General features: G+C 64.3%; 16 protein-coding genes. 12 read left to right on the top strand and 4 right to left on the bottom strand.

The features are described 5' to 3' along the window. Positions 1–21: 21 nt before the first annotated feature. Positions 22–1,140 carry a mechanosensitive ion channel family protein gene (locus BLT40_RS07080; RefSeq protein WP_255363963.1) on the top strand — a complete coding sequence of 373 codons (1,119 nt, stop codon included), beginning with the start codon at positions 22–24 and terminating at the stop codon, positions 1,138–1,140. Positions 1,141–1,259: 119 nt separating this feature from the next. Beyond that, complete coding sequence (locus tag BLT40_RS07075) at positions 1,260–1,814, top strand: DUF1003 domain-containing protein (protein ID WP_090352460.1); 555 nt, start codon at positions 1,260–1,262, stop codon at positions 1,812–1,814. 55 nt (positions 1,815–1,869) lie between these two features. On the opposite strand, the gene typA is transcribed toward BLT40_RS07075, so the two are convergent. After that, the gene (typA, locus tag BLT40_RS07070) at positions 1,870–3,714 is read right to left on the bottom strand and encodes a translational GTPase TypA (protein WP_036113947.1); all 1,845 of its coding nucleotides are present in this window, start codon (positions 3,712–3,714) and stop codon (positions 1,870–1,872) included. 126 nt (positions 3,715–3,840) lie between these two features. Beyond that, positions 3,841–6,051 (bottom strand): pilin, encoded by a 2,211-nt coding sequence (locus BLT40_RS20590; RefSeq protein ID WP_255363962.1) that lies wholly within the window; start codon positions 6,049–6,051, stop codon positions 3,841–3,843. A gap of 164 nt (positions 6,052–6,215) precedes the next feature. On the opposite strand from BLT40_RS20590, the gene BLT40_RS07060 reads away from it, so the two are divergent. The 5 genes from BLT40_RS07060 (at position 6,216) to BLT40_RS07040 (ending at position 12,078) form a co-directional block, all read left to right on the top strand. After that, positions 6,216–7,970 carry a 3-hydroxybutyrate oligomer hydrolase family protein gene (locus BLT40_RS07060; protein WP_090352543.1) on the top strand — a complete coding sequence of 585 codons (1,755 nt, stop codon included), beginning with the start codon at positions 6,216–6,218 and terminating at the stop codon, positions 7,968–7,970. A gap of 126 nt (positions 7,971–8,096) precedes the next feature. After that, complete coding sequence (locus BLT40_RS07055) at positions 8,097–8,603, top strand: peptidylprolyl isomerase (protein ID WP_036113939.1); 507 nt, start codon at positions 8,097–8,099, stop codon at positions 8,601–8,603. Positions 8,604–8,708: 105 nt separating this feature from the next. Then, on the top strand, positions 8,709–9,908 hold the full coding sequence (locus tag BLT40_RS07050; protein ID WP_090352459.1) for an aminotransferase class I/II-fold pyridoxal phosphate-dependent enzyme: 1,200 nt from the start codon (positions 8,709–8,711) through the stop codon (positions 9,906–9,908). Positions 9,909–9,945: 37 nt separating this feature from the next. Next, positions 9,946–10,929, top strand: a complete 984-nt coding sequence (locus tag BLT40_RS07045; protein WP_036113936.1) for a malate dehydrogenase — start codon at positions 9,946–9,948, stop codon at positions 10,927–10,929. 207 nt (positions 10,930–11,136) lie between these two features. After that, the gene (locus BLT40_RS07040; protein ID WP_090352458.1) at positions 11,137–12,078 is read left to right on the top strand and encodes a cation diffusion facilitator family transporter; all 942 of its coding nucleotides are present in this window, start codon (positions 11,137–11,139) and stop codon (positions 12,076–12,078) included. 138 nt (positions 12,079–12,216) lie between these two features. Here the strand turns inward: BLT40_RS07040 and gnd are convergent, their stop codons facing one another. Together gnd and BLT40_RS07030 are read right to left on the bottom strand one after the other, a co-directional pair. Further along, positions 12,217–13,221: a phosphogluconate dehydrogenase (NAD(+)-dependent, decarboxylating) gene (gene gnd / locus BLT40_RS07035; RefSeq protein WP_036113931.1), complete on the bottom strand. Its 1,005-nt coding sequence runs from the start codon at positions 13,219–13,221 to the stop codon at positions 12,217–12,219. A gap of 79 nt (positions 13,222–13,300) precedes the next feature. Beyond that, a complete protein-coding gene (locus BLT40_RS07030) occupies positions 13,301–14,263 on the bottom strand; it encodes a glutathione S-transferase family protein (RefSeq protein ID WP_090352457.1) in 963 nt (320 codons plus the stop codon). A gap of 158 nt (positions 14,264–14,421) precedes the next feature. Between BLT40_RS07030 and BLT40_RS07025 the strand changes: the two genes are divergently transcribed. From BLT40_RS07025 to BLT40_RS07005, 5 genes are all read left to right on the top strand, one after another. After that, a complete protein-coding gene (locus tag BLT40_RS07025; RefSeq protein ID WP_090352456.1) occupies positions 14,422–14,916 on the top strand; it encodes a pyridoxamine 5'-phosphate oxidase family protein in 495 nt (164 codons plus the stop codon). Positions 14,917–14,989: 73 nt separating this feature from the next. Beyond that, a complete protein-coding gene (locus BLT40_RS07020) occupies positions 14,990–16,927 on the top strand; it encodes a M1 family metallopeptidase (protein WP_090352455.1) in 1,938 nt (645 codons plus the stop codon). 2 nt (positions 16,928–16,929) lie between these two features. After that, positions 16,930–17,562, top strand: coding sequence for a Pr6Pr family membrane protein (locus BLT40_RS07015; RefSeq protein ID WP_090352452.1), 633 nt, complete (start codon positions 16,930–16,932; stop codon positions 17,560–17,562). 94 nt (positions 17,563–17,656) lie between these two features. Next, positions 17,657–19,846: a catalase gene (locus tag BLT40_RS07010; RefSeq protein WP_090352450.1), complete on the top strand. Its 2,190-nt coding sequence runs from the start codon at positions 17,657–17,659 to the stop codon at positions 19,844–19,846. Between the two features lie 89 nt (positions 19,847–19,935). Further along, positions 19,936–21,768 carry an ABC transporter ATP-binding protein gene (locus tag BLT40_RS07005; RefSeq protein WP_036113918.1) on the top strand — a complete coding sequence of 611 codons (1,833 nt, stop codon included), beginning with the start codon at positions 19,936–19,938 and terminating at the stop codon, positions 21,766–21,768. The last annotated feature ends 121 nt before the right edge of the window (positions 21,769–21,889 follow it).

The following is a 21,889-nucleotide window of genomic DNA, read 5'->3' as shown; positions in this document are numbered from 1 at the left end:
GGGGGCTTAGGCTGGGCTCCCATGAACTTCTCCGACTGGATGCCCGATCTCTCGCATCCGTGGACACGTTTCGCGCTGACCGTCGTGGTCGCGCTGGCGGTCGCGGGTCTCCTTCGCCGCGCCGTCGACATGGTGCTGCGTCGCTTCGCCCTCCGCCATCCGCGTGGGGCGAGCATCATCGCCCGGGCCAAGGCGCCTATGGATGTGATCGTGCCGCTGGCGATGCTGCTGCTGGCCTTCCGCGGGGCGCCCGACGAGCCCGCGCGCCTGATCGACGGCATGGAGCATGTCATCGCGGTCTTGCTCATCGGGGCCTGCACGTGGTTTCTGGTCCGCTGCATCGGCGCGCTGGAAGCCACCGTATCGCGCTTCAACCCTATCGATCTCGAGGACAACCTCCGCGCGCGTCGCGTGCAGACCCAGGTGCGCGTGCTGTCCCGCACGGGCATGGTCGTCGTCATCGTCCTCGGCCTCGGCGTTGCCCTGATGACGTTCCCGGTCGTGCGCCAGTTCGGGGCCAGCCTCCTGGCGTCGGCGGGTCTGGCGGGGCTGGCGGTGGGTCTCGCCGCCAAGCCGGTGCTCGGCAACCTGATCGCCGGCATCCAGATCGCGCTGACCCAGCCGATCCGTATCGACGATGTGGTGATTGTCGAAGGGGAGTGGGGCAGGATCGAAGAAATTACGAGCACGTATGTCGTGGTGGCCATCTGGGACGAGCGGCGGATGATTGTGCCGCTGCAGTATTTCATCGAAAACCCGTTCCAGAACTGGACGCGGACCAGCTCGCAGATCCTGGGTTCGGTCATGCTCTGGTTCGATTACGGCATCCCGCTGGACCCCCTCCGCGACGAGTTGCAGCGCATCTGCAAGGACGCGAATGAATGGGACGGTCGTGTCATCGTGCTGCAGGTCGTCGATGCCAGTGACAAGGCGATGCAATTGCGTGCATTGGTCAGTTCATCGAACTCGGGCAAGTCGTTCGACCTGCGTTGCAAGGTGCGTGAGGGGCTGATCGCCTTCGTCAGGCGTGAATTTCCGGAGTATCTGCCGCGCCTCCGCGGCGAACTCGAGAGTGAGCTCCGCGCTGTCGACGCCGCATCGCCCCCCTTCGCCAGCAAGCTGGCGAACGTACGCCGCTAGCGATCGACGGTTGTGTAGGAGCGACCCTGGTCGCGACCCTCATCGCCTCAAGCCCCCACCGTGATAGCTTTCCCGGCAAGAACCCCCGTGCCGTCAACGCATCACGCCAGGAGCCCTCGATGGCAGCTAACGAACACCCTCACGAACACGCCGCTCAGCACTGGTTCGCCAAGGGCCTGAACGACCTGGGCCACGCCGAACGCCGCCTCATCGACCGCCTCATGCAGCGCAAGCTCGTCGCCGAGAACGTCAATGACGTCTTCGGCTCAGACATGACCTTCGGCGAGCGCCTCGCCGACAAGGTGTCGCGGTTCGGCGGTTCGTGGACCTTCATCATCGTGTTCGCCGTGATCCTGGCGTCATGGACCGGCTTCAATTCGTGGATCCTGCACGCGCCGTTCGATCCTTACCCGTACATCTTCCTCAACCTGCTGCTCTCGATGCTCGCCGCCATCCAGGCGCCCGTGATCATGATGAGTCAGAACCGCCAGGCCGAGAAAGACCGTCTCGACGCCGCCAACGATTACAAGGTCAACCTCAAGGCCGAGATCGAGATCATGGGCCTGCACGAGAAGATCGACCAGATGCGTACCGATCAGCTCGAGCGCATGCTGATGAGACAGCAGGAGCAGATCGACCTGCTGCTTAAGCTGGTCCGCGAGCGAGACGAGTAAACGAAAAAAAGCCCGGTAATGGCCGGGCTTTTTTCACATCGCGATGTCGCCCCAATTAACCGCGCGACGCCTTCTTACGATCGCCTTCCGTCAGGAACTTCTTCCGCATGCGGATTTCCTTCGGGGTGACTTCGACCAGCTCGTCGTCGTCGATGAAGTCCAGGGCCTGCTCCAGCGTGAACTTGGTCGCCGGGGTCAGCTGGATCGCATCGTCCTTACCGGAGGCGCGCATGTTGGTCAGCGGCTTCGGCTTGATCGCGTTGACGGTGAGGTCGTTGTCCTTCGCATGGATACCGATGAGCTGGCCTTCGTACACCGCGTCACCTTCGGCGGCGAACAGCTTGCCGCGCTCCTGGAGGGGCCCAAGCGAGTAGGCCGGAGTGTTGCCGCCGGCATTTGCGATCATCACACCGTTCTGGCGCTTGGCGATGGGAGCCGGGGTGTACGGACCGTAGTGCTTGAACACATGGAACAGCAGGCCCGAGCCCTGGGTCAGGGTCTTGAACTGGTTCTGGAAGCCGATCAGGCCACGGGCGGGAATCTCGTACTCGAGACGCACGCGACCGTTACCGTCCGACACCATGTTCTTCAGTTCACCCTTGCGGATGCCCAGGCGCTCCATCACGCCGCCCTGGTGGATCTCTTCGATGTCGATCACCAGTTCTTCGATCGGCTCCATCTTCTGGCCGTCGATTTCCTTGAGGATGACTTCCGGACGCGACACGGCCAGCTCGTAGCCTTCGCGACGCATGTTTTCGATCAGCACCGAAAGATGCAGTTCGCCGCGGCCCGAGACCAGGAACTTGTCGGCGTCGGAGCCGTCTTCGACGCGGAGGGCGACGTTGTGCACCTTCTCGCGATCCAGGCGCTCACGCAGCTGACGGCTGGTCAGGAACTTGCCGCCCGACAGGTCCTTGTTGCCGACGAACGGCGAGTTGTTGACCTGGAAGGTCATGCTGATCATCGGCTCGTCGACGCTCAGCGCGGGCAGCGCTTCCGGCGTATCCGGCGCGGTCAGCGTGTCGGAAATGGTCAGGTCGGGAATGCCCGAGATGGCGACGATGTCGCCGGCTTCGGCACTGTCCTGCTCGATACGCTCGAGGCCCAGGAAGCCCAGCACCTGGACGATCTTGCCCTGACGCTTCTTGCCTTCGCGATCGATGACGGCGACCTGCATGCCCTTCTTCAGGGTGCCGCGCTGCACGCGACCGATGCCGATCACGCCGACGAAGTTGTTGTAGTCCAGCTGGCTGATGCGCATCTGGAAGGGGCCTTCCGGATCGACGTCCGGCCGCGGCGCGTGCTGCATGATCGCTTCGTACAGCGGGGTCATGTCACCTTCGCGGGCGTTCTCGTCGAGCGAGGCATAACCGTTGAGCGCCGATGCGTAAACGATCGGGAAGTCCATCTGCTCATCGGTGGCGCCGAGCTTGGCGAACAGGTCCCAGACCTGCTCGACGACCCATTCCGTACGGGCGGCGGGGCGGTCGACCTTGTTGACGACGACGATGGGCTTGAAGCCCATCGCGAAGGCCTTCTGGGTGACGAAGCGCGTCTGCGGCATCGGGCCGTCCATCGCGTCGACCAGGATCAGCACGGTGTCGACCATCGACAGCACGCGCTCGACTTCGCCACCGAAGTCGGCGTGTCCCGGGGTGTCGACGATGTTGATGCGGTTCTTGACGCCCGTCTTCTTGTCTTCCCAGGTGATGGCCGTGTTCTTGGCCAGGATCGTGATGCCACGTTCCTTTTCCTGGTCGTTCGAATCCATGACGCGCTCGGCGAGCACGGTACGCTCGTTGAGCGTGCCCGACTGCTTCAGAAGCTGGTCGACGAGGGTGGTCTTGCCATGGTCGACGTGAGCGACGATGGCGATGTTGCGCAGGAATTCGATCGACATGCGTTATGCGCCGGCGTAAAGCCGGATCGCCTCTTTGGTTTGGGAAGCCGCCGATTATAAAGGAAATTGACGACTTTCGCATGACGGGCGAGGCTCCGTTCAGGAACCCCGCCCGGCAGACCGGTTTCAGAGCCCCGGCAACGCGTCCCGACAGCTTGCCGGCAGGTATTTTTCGTCGATGCCTTCGCCCGAGCAGGTCCAGCCGACCTGGCCGCCTTCGACCCTGGGCAGCAGGATCAGCTGGCCGCCGTCGAGCTTGGCATCGGCCTTGTGCGGGGCTTCGCCGTCGAGGTTGACGGTGATTTCGCCACCCTGTCCGACCTCGACCGAGCTGACGTAGTCGTTACCGAGGGCTTCCCCATCGTCCAGGCCAGCCGCCTTGTTGCTGGCGGGAAACTTCCCCGTGGTCAGGCGGTGCTCGGCCACGGCGGTCTTGACCGGGTCGGCGGCGGACAGGGCGCCGGCCACCTGGCTGCGCAGCGTGTACTCCTGATACTGGGGGACGGCGATGGCGGCGAGGATGGCGGTGCCGGCGATGACCGTGACGCCGCCACCTTCACCGACTAGCTCGACGGGGGAGTGCTCGTAGGTGAGCGAGAAGCCCAGAGTGTCCTTGTCGGCTTCGAGCGCCGCGCCCAGAACGCCCTGGTCCGGAAGGCCAAGTGTGTGAGCCGATGGCAGGGTGCTGATGTCGGCATCGGAACCGGTGGCCCCCGCGACGAACTGCAGGAGCGACAGATACAGATAGTAGGCGTCGCGCTGGGCTCCATGGGTGGTCGCGGTGAAGCCCGCCACCGTGCGCTGGCCCGGGTAAGACCTTGCCTTGAACCAGTCATCCAGCGAAGTGTCGGGTCCGGCGGCCGCGCGATCGGACAGGGCCTGAGGGACTTTGGCAAAGACAGCCCAGTCGCCTTCTTCCGTCCACCAGGTACGGCCGCCGAAGCGATCGACCATCTGCATGAACGCACGCATGGACGGGTCGCTGTCCGGCGGCAGGTTCGTGGCGGCCTGTCCTGGGATCGACAGCCAGTGCACCTCGGCGCCGTCGACCTTCGCCGTGCCGGTTTTCCAGCCGTTGCCCTTGTTCTGGTCAATCAGCTCGTGCCAGCCCTTCCAGTCGCGGACGCGTGTAGCGTAGTAAAGGCCAGCATCGTCGGCGAAGACGACCGTCTCCGGGCCGAACCAGGCCGTGTATCGCTCAGGATCGAAGTGGTAGCGCTTCGAGAGGCGGTCGACGCTTTCGTGGAATGCCTTCGCGCCTTCCGCTCCGAAGTCGAGATTGAGATTGCCTTCGAAGGCTTTCCACGTCTCGGCGGTCGGCGTATTCAGGGTGACGGCCCAATGGGGCGCGCCGACGCTCTTTACCGTCGGCGCAAAGGACGTCGGCGACAGGTACTGCAGCAGGCGGGCCTGAGGCGCGTGCACCAGTAGCTGAAGCTGCCCGCGACCATTGACGGTGCCTGCGCCGAAGGCCACGGCGTCCGCCTTGGAAGCGAAGTCGGCCGGCAACCGGCCCAGCGGGGAATCGCCGGCCTGTGCCGCGGCAACGGCGCCGATGCCGCGCATGCTGATCCAGCCGAAGAAGCCCTCGCCCGAGGTGTCTATGCGTGGCTCGAGCGCCGAGAGGCTGGCCGGTGCCGTAGCGGCCGTGGCCTTGTCGACGTCGGCAATGAGCGTGGTCAGGGCGGTTCCGTCGATGCCGGGCTGCTCGGCGGCCAGCCCCTTCATGTGTCCTGTCACCCAAAGACGGCGCGTGGTGACGTCGTAATGCAACGCTCCGCCGTCGGACGCGAGTTGTCCGTTACCTTGCGCGTCGAGCGGCGCCTTGAGTAGCGGGGTTTCGCCGCCGAGGCTCTTGAGGCGCGCGTTAAACGCATCGACCGACGGGAAGTCGAGCACGGCTGTGACGACCACGCGCGACGTGAAAGAGGGGATGCCGAGGGGATCGACGATGATGCCCTCGATCGGCGACCGCAGGTCGCTGAGCAGGAGATTCGCAACCGGCGCGATTTTCAGGTCGGCGAGCAGTTTGTCCTTGCCGATGCTTTCGCGGATCTTCGCGATCGCATCCAGGTGCGCCTTCGTCGAGAGGGCGGCATCCAGCGGGCGTCCTGCCGGGACCGCGCCGAGCATGCCCCACGGCGAAGGAATTCGCAGATAGGCGACGGTCTGGGCGGGCAGGTGCTGACGTAACCATGCGGGCGAAGCGATGGCGGCCTGCGCTGCGGCAACGGCCTTCGGATCGGCGGCGGGTGCTTCGTCTTTCTTGTGGCAGGCAGCCAGTCCCAGACCCGCGACGATCGCGGCGGACAGCAGGACGTTACGACGGGCAGTCATTGCTCAGTATCCCCTTGGGTTCTTCCGGCTCCTGCCGGGATCCGGAGCATACCTTGGCGCGTGACGACATTTCGCGATAACTTGCGCCGAAAGTGTCGCCGGGAACCTCACCGCCGCTGACCGGTATGCTCGGTGTCCTTGCGTTCGCCACGAGATTGCGCGTCATGTCAGCACCCGACACCTTCGGCGATGTCCGCGTCACCACCCATCGCAATGGCGACGATCTTCTGAGCGCCGGTCTCGGCTTGCGCGGGCTGACGGGCACGTCCACGGCGTTCGCGCAGCCAACGTCGCCGACGCCTGCGGAGCTCCGGCGACGGGCTATCCAGAGCAGTTGGAAAGGCATAGCCGATCTGGGTCCGATCGGCGGCTTCGGCACGCTTTACGGACAGGTGCCGGATGTACCAGGGCGCGAGTACACCGCGTTCGCCACGCTGTCTGGTGCACGTGCGTCACATCGTGTGCTGGCGCAGGTCCCCGATGATTTCGATCACGCGCAGCGCTGCCTGGTCGTCACCGCCTCGTCGGGATCGCGTGGCATCTATGGTGCGATCGCCCTCGCCGGAGGCTGGGGTCTGCCGCGAGGCTGCGCGGTGGCGTACACGGACAAAGGCGCGGGCGCGGGGTATTTCGATACCGGCGATAGAACGGGTGTGGCGCTCGACGGAACCCGGGCGAAGGCGGGGGAGGCGTCACTCGAATTCGAAGCTCAGGACGCGCCGCACGACGCGGGTATCGCGGTGAAGCACGCGCACTCGGGCGACAACCCGGAAGCGGACTGGGGTCGACACGTTTTGCAGGCGGCGCGTTTCGGTCTCGCCATGCTCGACCGCGCGTTTCCGGACGAGGCGCCGTTCACGCCGGAAAATACGCGCATCATCGCCACCGGTCTCTCAAATGGCGGCGGTGCCGTCCTGCGTGCCGCAGGCGACGACACCGACGGCATGCTGGCGGCGGTCGTCGCCCTCGAGCCCAACATCCACGTCGAAGGGCATGGGCGGCCGTTCTACGACTATGCGACCGAGGCAGCCCTGCTGTTGCCTGCCGCCCTGGCGGCGCGTGAGTTCGACGGCGTGCCGTTCGCGCGGGTCGGTGCGGTCTCGCCCCCGGCCTGGGCTTTGCGAGGTGCCGCGCTTCGTGCGCATGGACGGCTGAAGGCTTTCATGCCGGGCCCGCAGGCCGACGAAGCGCTGGCCATGCTGCGGGCGTCAGGCTGGGACGACGACGCCCTCAAGGTAGGCGCGTCCTCGACCTCGCTCGATCTCTGGCGGGCGGTCACGGCGGCGTATGCCTCCGCTTATATGCGGCGCCCGGCGGGCGCGATGCCCTGCGGGTTTTCATACCGGGCACAGCACGCGGGTGGGATCGCGGGTCCGGCCGAAGCGGTTATCCGCGCCGCCTGGTGGGCGGAGGGTTCGGGCGTCCCCCCGGGGGCCGGGGTCATCCTTGCCGGCGGCACCGACTTCTCGCTCGATCCCACCCTGCCCGGCCATCTGAGCCTGCGTGACCTGTGGACGGGGCAGGGCGAGGATGCCGTCAGCCTGCGCGCTGGCGTGGCGGCCACAGCGGCGACGCTGCCACGCGCCGCGCTCCCGATCGTCATCGTGCACGGCGCGCAGGACGGTCTGATCCCCATGGCCTTCAGTTCGGAGCCCTACGTGAAGTGGCTACGCGCCTCCGGCCGATCGCCCGTGTTCTGGAAGGTGCCGTACGCCCAGCACTTCGATTCCTTCCTGGCCTTCCCGGACTTCGGAGACGGCCACGTGCCGCTGCTGCCTTACGGCTACGCGGCGCTGGACCGGGCCTGGGCGCACCTCATGGAGGGCAGGGCGCTGCCTGAGGATGCCGCCGTGCGCGATGCCCGCCCTCGCGGGGCAGGTCCCCTGACCGCCGAAGCGCTGGCCCTGCCACGGACCTGAACGCACCATCACGCTTTACCGCTTGAACTGTTGGGCAGGTGGCGCCATCTTCGTTAGCCTTTGCAGCCCACCGGACCGGCCGCTCGCAGTGGATAGTCCGATTTTCAACGAGTTACAGGAATTGCGATGACCATTACCGTCACCATGAAGACCAACAAGGGCGATATCCACCTCCGCCTGCACGACGACAAGACCCCGGTTACCGTGGCCAACTTCGTCAACCTGGCCAAGCGTGGCTACTACGATGGCAAGACGTTCCACCGCGTCATCCCCGACTTCATGATCCAGGGCGGTTGCCCCGAGGGTTCGGGCCGTGGCGGTCCGGGCTACAAGTTCGGTGACGAGTTCGACGCCAGCCTCAAGCACGACAAGCCGGGCATCCTGTCCATGGCCAACGCCGGCCCGGGCACCAATGGCTCGCAGTTCTTCATCACCCACGGCGCCACCCCCTGGCTCGACGGCAAGCACAGCGTCTTCGGCGAAGTGGTCGGCCCGGACGACCAGGCCGTGGTCAACAAGATCGTCGGCGACGACACCATCGAGACGGTGACCGTCGAAGGCGACGTCGACGCGCTGCTCGAAAAGCAGGCCGCCCAGGTCGCGAAGTGGAACGAGGTGCTCGACAACCGCTGAGCGCCCGTCCGGCGTCAAAGCGTTTGAAACGCCGCCTCCGGGCGGCGTTTTCTTTTTGGGGCGTGTTAAAATGCCGCACTTTGCCCCACCCCCGACGAGGAAACGATGCCGCAGCTCGCCACGCGAATGGGTCGCGCCAAACCCAGTGCGATCATGGTCATTGCCGAGAAAGCCAAGCGCCTCAAGGCTGAAGGCCGCGACATCGTCAGCTTCTCGATCGGTGTCCCCAACTTCCTTCCCGGTGAGCACGTCTACGCCGCCGCCCGCGAGGCGTTGTCGAAGGACTCCGGCCAGTACGGCAGCAACCGTGGCGCCGATGCGCTGGTCGATGCCTTCCTGGCCCACATCGACGCTTTGGGTCTCACCGGCTACAAGCGTGAAAACGTTTCCACCGGCGTCGGTGCCAAACAGATCCTCTACAACCTGGCCGAAGCGCTGCTGGACGAAGGCGACGAAATCGCTTTCCCGGCCCCGTACTGGACCAGCTACCTCGACATCGCCGAGATCGTCGGGGCAAAGATCAACATCCTGCCGTGCCCGCCCGAGCAGCACTACAAGCTCACGCCCGCGCAGCTGGACGAAGCGCTGGCGCGCAAGCCGCGTGTCTTCCTGTTCAACAACCCGTCCAACCCGACCGGCATGGTCTATACGCGCGATGAAATCGCCGCGCTGGCCGACGTCATCGCGAAGTATCCGGATACCTGGATCATCACCGACGACATCTACAACACGATGGTGTTCGACGGCGTGGGTTACCACAACTTCGTGCACGTCCGTCCGGAGCTGAAAGACCGCACGATCTTCGTCGATTCGCTGTCGAAGACCTACGGCATGCCCGGCTGGCGCGTGGGTTTCATCGCCGCGCCGGAAACCGTCGCCAGGGCGGTTACCACGCTCAACTCCAATCACATCACCAGCCTGCCGGAAGTGGTCACCGCCGCCGCCGTCGCCGCGCTGGCCGGTCCGCAGGACGTCCCCGCGCAGAAGTGCGTCGAGTTCGCCGCGAAGCGCGACCGCGTCTACGACGCGCTGGTGTCCATTCCGGGCGTGGTCTGCCCACGTCCGCAGGGCGCGTTCTATGCGTTCCCGGACATCTCGGTGGCCTTTGGCAAGAAGCACAACGGCGTGGAGATCACCTCCGACGTCGACTTCTGCGCCGTGCTGCTCGATGCCAAGGGCGTGGCCTGCGTGCCGGGTTCGGCCTTCGGCGAGCCGCGCGCCCTGCGTATTTCCTATTCGTGCCCGGACGAGGCACTCGACAAGGGCATGGCCCGCATCGTCGAGTTCTTCGCCGAGCTGAGCTGATCGTCAGTCCCCCGCGATATCCCTGAGGAGTCGAAAGATGAAAGCACCCGTTCGCGTTGCCGTCACCGGCGCAGCCGGCCAGATCGGTTATGCCCTCCTGTTCCGTATCGCCGCCGGCGACATGCTGGGTCCCGACCAGCCGGTGATCCTGCACCTGCTCGAAATCACCCCGGCGCTGCCCACGCTGCAGGGCGTGGTGATGGAGCTCAACGATTGCGCCTTCCCGACCCTCGCGGGCGTTGTCGCCACCGATGACCTCAACGTCGCTTTCAAGGACGTCGATTACGCACTGCTGGTCGGCGCACGTCCGCGTGGCCCCGGCATGGAGCGCAAGGACCTTCTGGAAGCCAACGGCGCCATCTTCGGCCCGCAGGGCAAGGCGCTGAACGACCACGCCAAGCGCGACGTGCGCGTGTTGGTCGTCGGCAATCCGGCCAACACCAATGCGCTGATCGCGCAGCAGAACGCTCCGGATCTCGATCCGAAGTGCTTCACCGCGATGGTTCGTCTCGATCACAACCGCGCGCTGTCGCAGCTGGCCGAGAAGACCGGTACCCACTCCACCGACATCAAGAAACTGACGATCTGGGGCAACCACAGCTCGACACAGTATCCGGACCTGCACACGACCACCGTCAAGGGCAAGCCGGCGCTCGATCAGGTCGACCAGGCCTGGTACGAGGGCGAGTTCATCCCGACCGTGCAGCAGCGCGGCGCGGCGATCATCAAGGCGCGTGGCGCATCGTCGGCCGCCTCGGCCGCTTCGGCCGCCGTCGACCATATGCGTGACTGGACGCTCGGTACGGCCGAGGGTGACTGGGTCTCGATGGGTATCCCGTCGGACGGCTCGTACGGTGTGGAGCCGGGCGTGATCTTCGGTTACCCGGTGACGGTCAAGGACGGCAAGTACGCCATCGTCCAGGGTCTGGAGATCAACGCGTTCTCGCAGGCGCGTATCGACGCGACCGAAAAGGAACTGCGCGAAGAGCGCGCTGGCGTGGAGCATCTGTTCGCGAAGTAATTCGCGACGGGTTCCGCGTTTGGGAAAGAGCCGCTCCGGTTGGGGCGGCTTTTTTTATGTTTTACCTCGTCGCATGGGTGGAGTTTCCGCGTCCGCGCATCGTTGGCTTTTCGCCCGCAGGGCGGGCTCCTACGGGTGAGCTGCCCTGCGGGCGAGGCTTGCTCATGCTTTACTTGCGGAACACACCCTGTCCGCGACGATGACCCCATGGCCGAAGGTTCAAAACTCGTCGTATACGTCGCGCTCGCGTCCAATGTCGCGATCGCTGTCGCCAAGTTCGTCGCCGCGGCGATCACCGGCAGCTCCGCGATGCTGTCCGAGGGCGTGCACTCCCTCGTCGACAGCATCAACGAGATCCTGCTGCTCTATGGGCTCAAACGCTCCCAGCGACGTCCGGACCGCCAGCACCCGCTGGGTTTCGGTCGTGAACTCTACTTCTGGAGTTTCATCGTCGCGCTGCTGGTGCTGTCGCTCGGTGCCGGCTTCTCCTTGTACGAGGGCGTCAACCACATCCTGACGCCCGAGCCGCTCGAGGATCCGAAGACCGCTTACATCGTCCTGGCCGTGAGCGTGCTGTTCGAAGGCTCATCGTGGTGGCTGTCGCTCAAGAGTGTGCAGCGGAAGAAGGGCCGGCTCGGTTACTTCGAGGCGTTTCGTCGGAGCAAGGACCCGACCACTTACTCGGTGCTGTTTGAAGACACCGCGGCGTTGCTAGGTCTGGGCATCGCGGCCATCGGTATCTATCTGTCGCACGCGTTCAACGATCCGCGCATCGATGGCTGGGCCTCGGTGGGTATTTCGGTCGTGCTGGCGCTGGCGGCGATCGCGCTGGCTCGCGAGAGCAAGGAGCTGTTGATCGGTGAGCCCGCGCAGCCGAAGCTTCTGGCGCAGGTGTGCAATATCGCGGGCGAGGTACCCGGCATCGAGGCGGTCAATGGCGTGCTGACGGTGCAGGTCGGCCCCGACCACGTGCTGGTGGCGCTATCCGCGGCGTTCGACGATGCGTTGACGACGGTGCAGATCGAGGAATGCGTGCTCGAGATCGAGCGGCGGACGAAAGAGGCGAAGCTGCCGATCGTGGCGTTGTTCATCAAGCCGCAGACGCCCGAACGGTGGCGGGAACGCCTGAACGAGCTGGACGGCAGGTAGGAGCGCGCCTTGCGCGCGAATGGGAGGGTGCTGCTGGCGCCCATCGCCCGCAGGGCGGGCTCCTACAGAAAATCGCACGACCCGACACAGATCGCGCGACCAAAAAAAATCCCGCCGAAGCGGGATTTTTCATGCCTTTCAGGAATGATCGCCTTCTTTCGGCGGCTTCCCGCGACCTTCGATGTGACCACCGAAGCCCATGCGCATCGCCGACAGCAGGCGCTCCGCATAGGTGTGGTCCTGACGCGAGCGGAAACGGGCGAACAGAGCGGAGGTGAGCACCTCGGCCGGGACGGCTTCTTCGATCGCGGCGTTCACCGTCCAGCGGCCTTCGCCGGAGTCGTCGACGTAGCCGGAGTAGTTGTCCAGCTCCGGACCCTTGGCGAGCGCGCTGGCCGTGAGATCGAGCAGCCACGAGGAAACGACGCTGCCGCGGCGCCAGACTTCGGCGATGTCGGCCATGTCGAGGTTGTAGCGCTCGCGCTCGGGCAGCTGCGTGCCGTTACGGTTCTTCAGGATGTCGAAGCCTTCCGCGAAGGCCTGCATCATGCCGTACTCGATGCCGTTGTGGATCATTTTGACGAAGTGACCGGCACCGGCGGGACCGGCATGCATGTAGCCGTTCTCGACACGGGGGTCACGGCCTTCACGGCTCTCGGTGCGCGGGATGTCGCCGGCGCCCGGCGCGAGGGTCTTGAAGATCGGGTCGAGGAAGTCGACGGTGGGCTTGTCGCCGCCGATCATCATGCAGTAACCGCGATCGAGGCCCCACACACCGCCGGACGTACCGACGTCGACGTAGTGCTGACCCTTGGCGGCGAGCTCTTCGGCACGGCGGGCATCGTCCTTGTAGAAGGTGTTGCCACCGTCGATGATGATGTCGTCCTTGCCCAGCAGGCCACTGATCTTGGCGATCGTGGTCTCGGTGATCTCGCCTGCCGGCAGCATGACCCAGACGACCTTGGGCGAGGGCAGGGCCTGGACCAGGGCCTCAAGCGACTCGACGGCTTCGCCGCCGTCCTTCGCCAGCGTGGCACGCGCGTCGGCGTTGTTGTCATAGACAACGGTCTGGTGACCGTCCCTCATCAGGCGACGGGCGATGTTGCCGCCCATCTTGCCCAGACCGATCAAACCGATTTTCATGCGTGGGGTCCTCGTGTGTTTATCGGGGGAATATGTGGCTACCCGGTCAGGATGCAAGGCATATCAACGTGTCAGGCACTCAAAGCGGTGCCTCGAAGTCGATATCCGGTCCGGCGGGAACGATCCCGGTCGGGTCCAGCCAGGGGTGGCTCAGGTAATAGTGCTTTTTGATGTGCCCGAAGTCGACCGTTTCGCGAATGCCCGGCTCCTGATACAGCGCGCGCGTATACGCCCAAAGCACGGGATAGTCGATCAGGCGGCGCAGGTTGCATTTGAAATGTCCGTGGTACACCGGGTCGAAGCGGAGCAGGGTGGTGAACAGTCGCCAGTCGGCTTCGGTCAGGCGGTCGCCACACAGGTAGCGACGGTCCGACAGGTGCATCTCCAGCCAGTCCAGTGTGTCGAACAGCGGGACGATGGCTTCCTCGTAAGCGTCCTGGCTGCCGGCAAAGCCGGCCTTGTACACACCATTATTCAACGTGTCGTAGATCCGCGCATTGTACCCGTCGATCTCCGCGCGCAGGTCTTGCGGATAATAGTCGCCGCGCCGGGCGCCGACGCCATCGAAGGCATCGTTGAACATGCGGATGATGTCGGCCGACTCGTTGCTGACGATGGTGCGCCTCTGTTTGTCCCACAGAACGGGGACGGAGGCACGGCCCGAGACCGCCGGATCGGCTCGTTTGTAAAGCTCGTAGATCCGGCGCACTCCGTTGACGTCATCGGGCACGACGCCCTCGGCGGGCTCGAAGGTCCACCCCTCGTCGCCCATGAGCCAATGTGTCACGGAGAGGCCGATCATCTCGTCGAGGCCTTTGATGGCCCGGAAAATCGCCGTGCGGTGTGCCCATGGGCACGCCCGTGCGATGTACAGGTGGTAGCGCCCGGCTTCGGCGGCAAAGCCGCCTTCGCCGGTCGGACCCGCCGAGCCATCCGGGGTAATCCAGTTCCGGAAACGCGTCGGCTCGCGCTCGAAGCGGCCCCCACTCTTGCCGGTGTCGTACCCCGCGGTGGTCCAGGTGCCTTCGACGAGCAGCCCCATGGGCGTCATCCTCGGTGGGAAACCGTCTTGATAGCGCAGGGGGAGAGAAAATTCCGTCATGTGAGGGCGATGTCTGTCCCTCGGGGGAGATGCTTGACGGGTTCTTCAGTGGCTCAGTGGGAGGGTGCGGCTTTCCATTACCTTCAAAGGAGCCTCTCATGACCGACGCACGCCAGCAGGACAACGAGAAGATCTGGTCGCTGATCAAGGACGCCCGCGTCGCCATGCTGACCAGCGAGCGCGACGGCCGGCTCTACAGCCGCCCCATGGTCGCCTCGCAGAAGGCCTTCGATGGCAGCCTCTGGTTTTTCACCCGCAAGAGTTCGCCGAAGGTGGCGGAGGTGGAGGCGCATCGCCAGGTCAACGTCGCCTATGCCAGTTCCTCCGACAACAGCTATGTTTCGCTGTCGGGCGCCGCTGCCGTGGTCGACGACCGCGCATCCATCGATGCCCACTGGAACGAGTGGATCAAAACCTGGTTCCCGAATGGCAAGGACGACCCGGACATTGCGCTGATCCGTGTCGACGTCGATACCGCCGAATACTGGGATGCGCCCTCGTCGAAGATGGTCGTCGCGTTCGACTATCTGAAGGCGCGCCTCTCGGGAAAGACGCCCGACCTTGGCGAGAATCGCAAGATCGACGTCCGTTGACCTGACTTCTGGCACGGTAGAGGCGGGCTTCGTTTGCCGGTTACGCTCAGGGGTCGTTCCCAGGGTGTCCCCGATGAAAAACGTTGCCCGTCTGTCGCTCGCCAGTGTCGCCCTTGCGGGTTCGCTCGGCGCCGCGGCCGCGACCTTCGATCCGCGCGAAGCGTTCGCTCCGTTCGATTATCCCCAGCCGGCAACGGCTTATCGCTCCGGCAGCGGTATGCCCGGCCCGTTGTTCTGGCAGAACCGGGCGGACTACGACCTGTCCGCCACGCTCGACCCGGTGAGGAATACGCTGGTCGGCAAGGCCACGATTCACTACACCAATAACAGTCCCGACGCGCTCGACGTGCTCTGGCTGCAAATGGACGAGAACCGTTTCACCCGCGAGGCCCGCGGCAATTTCACCGGCGGGAGGCAGCCTGCGGACAAGCAGCACACCGATGGTTACCGTATCGCGAGTGTCAGCGTCGAGCAGGGTGGCAGGACGGCGCGGGCGACGTACGTGGTCAGCGACACACGGATGCAGATCCGCCTGCCCGAGGCGGTTTCCGCGAAAGGCGGCAAAGTCTCGGTGACGATCGAATATTCTTACGATCTGCCTGGCGATTTCGGTGGTCGGACGGGCTTCGCACCGTCGAAGAACGGGAACATTTACGAGATGGCGCAGTGGTACCCGCGCATGTGCGTGTACGACGATCAACGGGGCTGGGACACCGCGCCCTATCTCAACAGCGAGTTCTACCTCGAGTACGGCGATTTCAACTACGCGATCACCGTACCCTCGGACATGATCGTCGCCGGCTCCGGTGAACTGGTCAACCCGGACGACGTGCTCACGGCCGCGCAGCGCGACAGGCTGGCCAAAGCACGCGAGAGCGACAAGACGGTGATGATCCGCACGCCCGCGGAAGTGACCGATCCGGCCAGCCGGCCGAAGAAGGGCGGCACGCTCACCTGGAAATTCCAGATGAAGAACACGCGTGACGTCGCGTTCGGCGCGTCGACCAGCTACGTGTGGGACGCGGCGCGGATCAATCTGCCCGAAGGCAAGAAAGCCCTGGCCATGTCGGTGTACCCGGTGGAGAGCGTCGGTGACGCGCAGTGGGGTCGTTCGACCGAGTACCTGAAGGCTTCTGTCGAGCACTTCTCGACAAAGTGGTACCCGTACCCGTACCCCGTCGCGATCAATGAAGCCGGCGATGCGGCCAGTGGTATGGAATACCCGGGCATTGTCTTTGACCCGATGAAGGCGTCCCCGAAGGATCTCCACATGGTGACCGCGCACGAGATCGGTCACACCTGGTTTCCGATGATCGTCGGCTCCGACGAGCGTCGTAACGCCTGGATGGACGAGGGCTTCAACACCTTCATCGACGTTTACGAGGCGGATGCGTTCAACCGGGGCGAATTCGCGCCGAAGCGCGACAGTGAATACTCGCCCAAAGGTGGCAATCCGGTCGACGAAATCCTGCCGCTGCTGGCTGACCAGGAAGCGCCGAATCTGCTGATTGGCGCCGACATGGTCAAAGAGAAATACCGGCACCCGGCGACGTACTTCAAGGCCGCGCTTGGCCTGGTGTTGCTGCGCGAGCAGATCGTCGGTCCCGAGCGATTCGATCCGGCGTTCCGCAAATACATCGCCACCTGGGCCTATAAGCATCCGACACCGTCGGACTTCTTCCGTCTGATGGAAAGCGAAACCGGCGAAGACCTCGGCTGGTTCTGGCGCGGCTGGTATGCCAACAACTGGCAGCTGGACCTTGCGGTGACGAAGGTGGATGGTGCGAAGGTGACCATCGCCAATCTGGACGGGCTGGTGATGCCGTCGACCCTGCGGGTGACCTTCGAAGACAAGACCACGCGCGATATCCGCATCCCGGTGGAAACCTGGCAGCAGCACACGGCCTTCGACGTGACCGTGCCGGGCCAGAAGAGGATCGTGGGCGCCGTGATCGATCCGGATCACGCGCTTCCCGATCGCGACCGCTCGAACAACGTCTGGCCGCATTGACGATGTCGCCCCGGGTCGCCGCCGTTTCGAACCTTTTCGCGATCGTCGTCGCGGCGGTGGCCTGGCCGACGCTGATGCTCCAGTACTGGCTGATGCTCTGGTCGGGGCCGGCGCTGGAGGTGACACTGCGTTTCTTCAGCTTCTTCACCATCCTGTCGAACCTTCTGGTGGCGCTCGTCGCCACCTCGTCCGCGACGGGTGGTGGCTGGGCCGCGCTACGGATATGGCGTGGGCCGCGCGTACGCGGGCTCGCGGCGTTGTCCATTTCGGTGACCTGCCTGATCTACGCGGTACTCCTGCAGTCGCTATGGCATCCGATGGGGCCGCAGTTGGTGGCCGATCGCTCGCTGCATTACGTCGTGCCGTTCCTGTTCGTCGTGTGGTGGCTTGCGTTGCTCCCGCATGGCGCACTGGTCTGGCGTGACGCGCTGCGCTGGCTGGCGTTTCCGCTGGCGTTCCTGATCTGGACGCTGGGCCGGGGCGCCCTGGTGCATGAGTACCCCTATCCGTTCATGGATGTGGATCACCTGGGTTACGTCGCGGTGCTGCTCAACAGCCTGCTCGTAGGGGCGCTCTTCCTCGGTCTCGGTCTCGCGCTCGTCGCCCTGGATAAGGCGCTGTCACGCCACACGTGATACCTACGTAGAAGCATCATCTTTGCGCTGACTTGACCCACGATTCACGGTGCCGCTGCCATACACCTCGTGTTGAGAACACGCGAGGTACATCATGAGCAAGGCGCCCAAAGCCCCAGCCAACGCTGCACGCAAGAACCCGTCCGCCGTCGACGATAATCCCAAACGCGCCGATCTGGCGCGGGACACCGTCGATGCCACCGGCGCGACGATGACGACGGATCAGGGAACGCGCATCGCCGACGACCAGAACTCGCTGAAGGCCGGCGAGCGCGGCGCGACGCTACTGGAGGATTTCATCCTCCGCGAAAAGATCACCCATTTCGATCACGAGCGTATTCCGGAACGGATCGTCCACGCGCGCGGTGCCGCGGCGCATGGCTATTTCGAAGCCTACGACTCGCTGGCCCCGGTCACGCGCGCGTCTTTTCTTTCACAGAAAGGAAAGCGTACGCCCGTTTTCGTCCGCTTCTCCACCGTAGCGGGATCGCGTGGCTCTACGGATCTCGCCCGCGACGTGCGTGGGTTCTCGGTGAAGTTCTACACCGAAGAAGGCAATTACGATCTCGTTGGCAACAACATCCCGGTGTTCTTCATTCAGGACGCGATCAAGTTTCCCGATCTGATCCATGCGGTGAAACCCGAGCCGCATAACGAGATTCCGCAGGCCGCCAGCGCACACGACACCTTCTGGGATTTCATCTCCCTGATGCCCGAGTCGATGCACATGATCATGTGGGCGATGTCTGATCGTGCGATTCCACGCAGCTACCGGATGATGGAAGGGTTCGGTGTCCATACATTCCGTTTCGTCAATGCGGCAGGTAAGTCGACCTTCGTCAAATTCCATTGGAAGCCGAAGCTCGGTCTGCACAGCGTGGCCTGGGACGAAGCGCTGAAAATCTCGGGCAACGACCCCGACTTTCATCGGCGCGACCTGGCCGATGCCATCACGGCTGGCGATTTCCCGGAATGGGAGCTCGGTGTGCAGCTGGTCGACGAGAAAGACGAGCACAAGTTCGATTTCGACCTGCTCGATCCGACCAAGCTGATTCCGGAAGAGGTGGTACCCGTGCGCCTCATCGGTCGCATGGTGCTTGACCGCAACCCGGATAATTATTTCGCCGAGACCGAGCAGGTGGCGTTCCATCCCGGTCATGTCGTGCCGGGTATCGATTTCAGCAACGATCCGCTGCTGCAGGGACGCCTGTTCTCGTATACGGACACGCAGCTTTCGCGCCTGGGCAGCCCCAACTTCCACGAGCTGCCGATCAATCGTGCCGTCGTTCCCGTGCGCAATCACCAGCGCGATGCCCACATGCGCCACACGATCGACAAGGGGCGCGTCGCGTATGAGCCCAACTCGCTCGGCGGCGGGTGCCCGTTCCAGGCCTCCTGGAAAGATGGCGGATTCACGTCGGTAAACGAGCGCATAGACGCGCGTAAGGTACGTGCACGCAGTGAGACGTTCCTCGATCACTTCACGCAGGCGCGCATGTTCCTGCATAGCCAGTCCGAGGCCGAGTACAACCATATCGTCAGCGCGCTGCGCTTTGAACTGGGCAAGGTACAGGAGCCGACGGTGCGGCAGCGCATGCTGTTCATGCTGGCTCAGGTCGACACTGACCTCGCGGCGAGCGTGGCGCAGGCGCTCGGCATTCCCGTCCCAAAGAAGAGCGACGGCCCGCTCAACCGCAGCGTGCCAGCCGACGCGGATCCGAAGAAGTATCAACCGACGCCCGCACGCGACGTTCCGGTTTCTCCGGCGCTGAGCATGCGTCACCGGCCGGGCGACACGCTCGCAACGCGCAAGGTGGCGGTGCTGCTGGCGGATGGTTTCGCCGCTGACGATGTCGCCGCGGTACGCAAGGCCCTCGAGAAGAATGGGGTGCAGGTCAAGTTCGTCGCACCTCAGCTTGGTTCGATTCGCTCGAACGGCGATGCCGTCGAGGCCGACTTCAGCTTCCTCACGAGCAATTCGGTGCTGTTCGATGCGATCTACGTGCCGGGCGGCCGGGGTAGCGTCGATCTGCTGAAGCGCGTGCCGGATGTCGCGGACTTCATCAAGGACAGCTGGCGCCATTGCAAGGCCATCGCTGCCAGCGGTGAAGGCGCCGAGCTTCTCGTCGGTCTGCCCGGCGGTGTCGCCGTCGGCGAAAAAAAGGACGTCCGCAGCGAGCACGGCGTGGTCGTCACGGGCGGAAAGGCCAGCGATGGGTTCGCGAAGGGCTTCGTGCAGGCGCTGGCCGCGGGACGGCACTGGGAGCGTGAAACGCTCTCCTGACCAGGGCCCTGGCCGGGGGATACGTGGACCACCTATCCCCCGGTGCCTTACGACATCGACCTGACTCCATACCGGTCTACAATGCCGGCATGATATTCCGATGGTTCGAATCCCTGATCGACATTTTCCGCGAGGTCCCTGACCGGACCCCGCCGAAAAGTGTCGTCCGCTTCTATGCCCATTACCTGCGTCAGGTATGGAAGATCTTCGTCGCAGCCCTCGTGGTGGGGCTGGCCGTCGCCCTGATCGAAGTCGCCATGTTCGACTTTCTGGGGCGCCTGGTCGACATGGCGCAGAAGACGCCGGCGGCGACTTTCTTCCAGACGCACGCCGGCACGCTCGCGTGGATGGCGTTCGTCGTGGTCGTCCTGCGTCCCCTCTCGATCGGGATTCACGATCTTCTGGTCAATCAGACACTCAACCCTGGCATGACCAGCATGATGCGCTGGCAGCATCATCGCTATGTGCTCAAACAGAGCCTGTCCTTTTTCCAGAACGACTTCGCCGGGCGCATCGCCAACCGCATCATGCAGACGGCGCCCTCGCTGCGGCAGTCGGCCGTGCAGGTGGTCGACGCCCTCTGGTACGTCACCGTCTATGCCGGTACCTCGATCTACCTGTTCGCCAAAGCGGACATCTGGCTGGCCGTTCCGCTGATCTGCTGGATCGCCGGCTACATCGGCATGCTCGTGTTCTTCGTGCCGCGGGTGAAGGAGCGTTCGTGGAAGGCGTCGGAGGCCCGCTCGAAGCTGATGGGGCGCATCGTCGACGGCTACAGCAACGTGATGACGCTGAAACTCTTCGCCCATACGAATCGCGAGGAAGCCTATGCGCGTGAAGCCATCGTCGAGCAGACCGAGAAGGTGCGGTCGTCGAGCCGCATGGTCACGACGATGGATGTCTCCATCACGACGCTCAACGGCCTGCTGATCGGCTTCACCAGCGCACTGGCGTTGTGGCTTTGGTCGCGTGGCACGGTGACGACGGGTCAGGTGGCGCTCGCCGTGGGCCTGGTCATCCGTATCAACAACATGTCCGGCTGGATCATGTGGGTGGTCAACGGCATCTTCGAGGATGTCGGTACCGTCCAGGATGGCATCACCACGCTCTCGCAGGAACGTACGGTGGTCGATCGGGCCGACGCCGTGCCGCTGGTGGTGTCGAAGGGCGAGGTCCGCTTCGACGATATTCATTTCCATTACGGCAAGGCCGGCGGCATCATCGGCGGCCTCGATCTGGTCGTGCGTGCGGGTGAGAAGATCGGACTGGTCGGGCCGTCGGGTGCCGGCAAGTCCACGATGGTGAACGTGCTGCTGCGTCTCTACGACCTCGAGGACGGGCACATTTACATCGATGGGCAGGATGTCGCGAAGGTCACCCAGGAATCGCTGCGCTCGAAGATCGGCGTGGTGACGCAGGACACTTCGCTGCTGCATCGGTCGATCCGGGACAACCTTCTTTACGGGCGTCCGGATGCGACCGACGCGGAGATGGCCGAGGCCGTCCGGCAGGCTCGTGCGGATGAGTTCATCCCGCTGCTGTCGGATGGCGAAGGTCGCACGGGTTACGACGCTCACGCCGGCGAGCGTGGCGTGAAGCTATCGGGTGGCCAGCGGCAGCGTATCGCCATCGCGCGCGTGCTGCTGAAAGACGCGCCCATTCTGGTTCTGGACGAAGCCACCTCGGCGCTGGATTCCGAAGCGGAGGCGGCGATCCAGGAAAGCCTCGAGACGCTGATGCGCGGCAAGACCGTTATCGCCATCGCCCACCGCCTGTCGACCATCGCGAAGATGGATCGTCTCGTCGTGATGGAGCATGGCGCGATCGTGGAAACCGGCACGCATTCGGAGCTGATTGCGCGTGGCGGCCTTTATGCGCGCTTGTGGGCGCATCAGACCGGTGGCTTCGTCGGGGTGGAGTAGGGCGGCCTCCCAGGCTCCAGGGTTTCCCGCTCCGCCCGCTCAGTGAACGCAAGGGAAGGGGAGGGGCGCATGGCAGGCATGAATCGGGCGATAGGCAGCGTTGCAAAGAACGCGCTTGTCG

Source organism: Dyella sp. 333MFSha, from assembly GCF_900102405.1.
Taxonomy (GTDB): domain Bacteria; phylum Pseudomonadota; class Gammaproteobacteria; order Xanthomonadales; family Rhodanobacteraceae; genus Luteibacter; species Luteibacter mycovicinus.
This window is presented reverse-complemented; position numbering and strand designations above follow the sequence as displayed.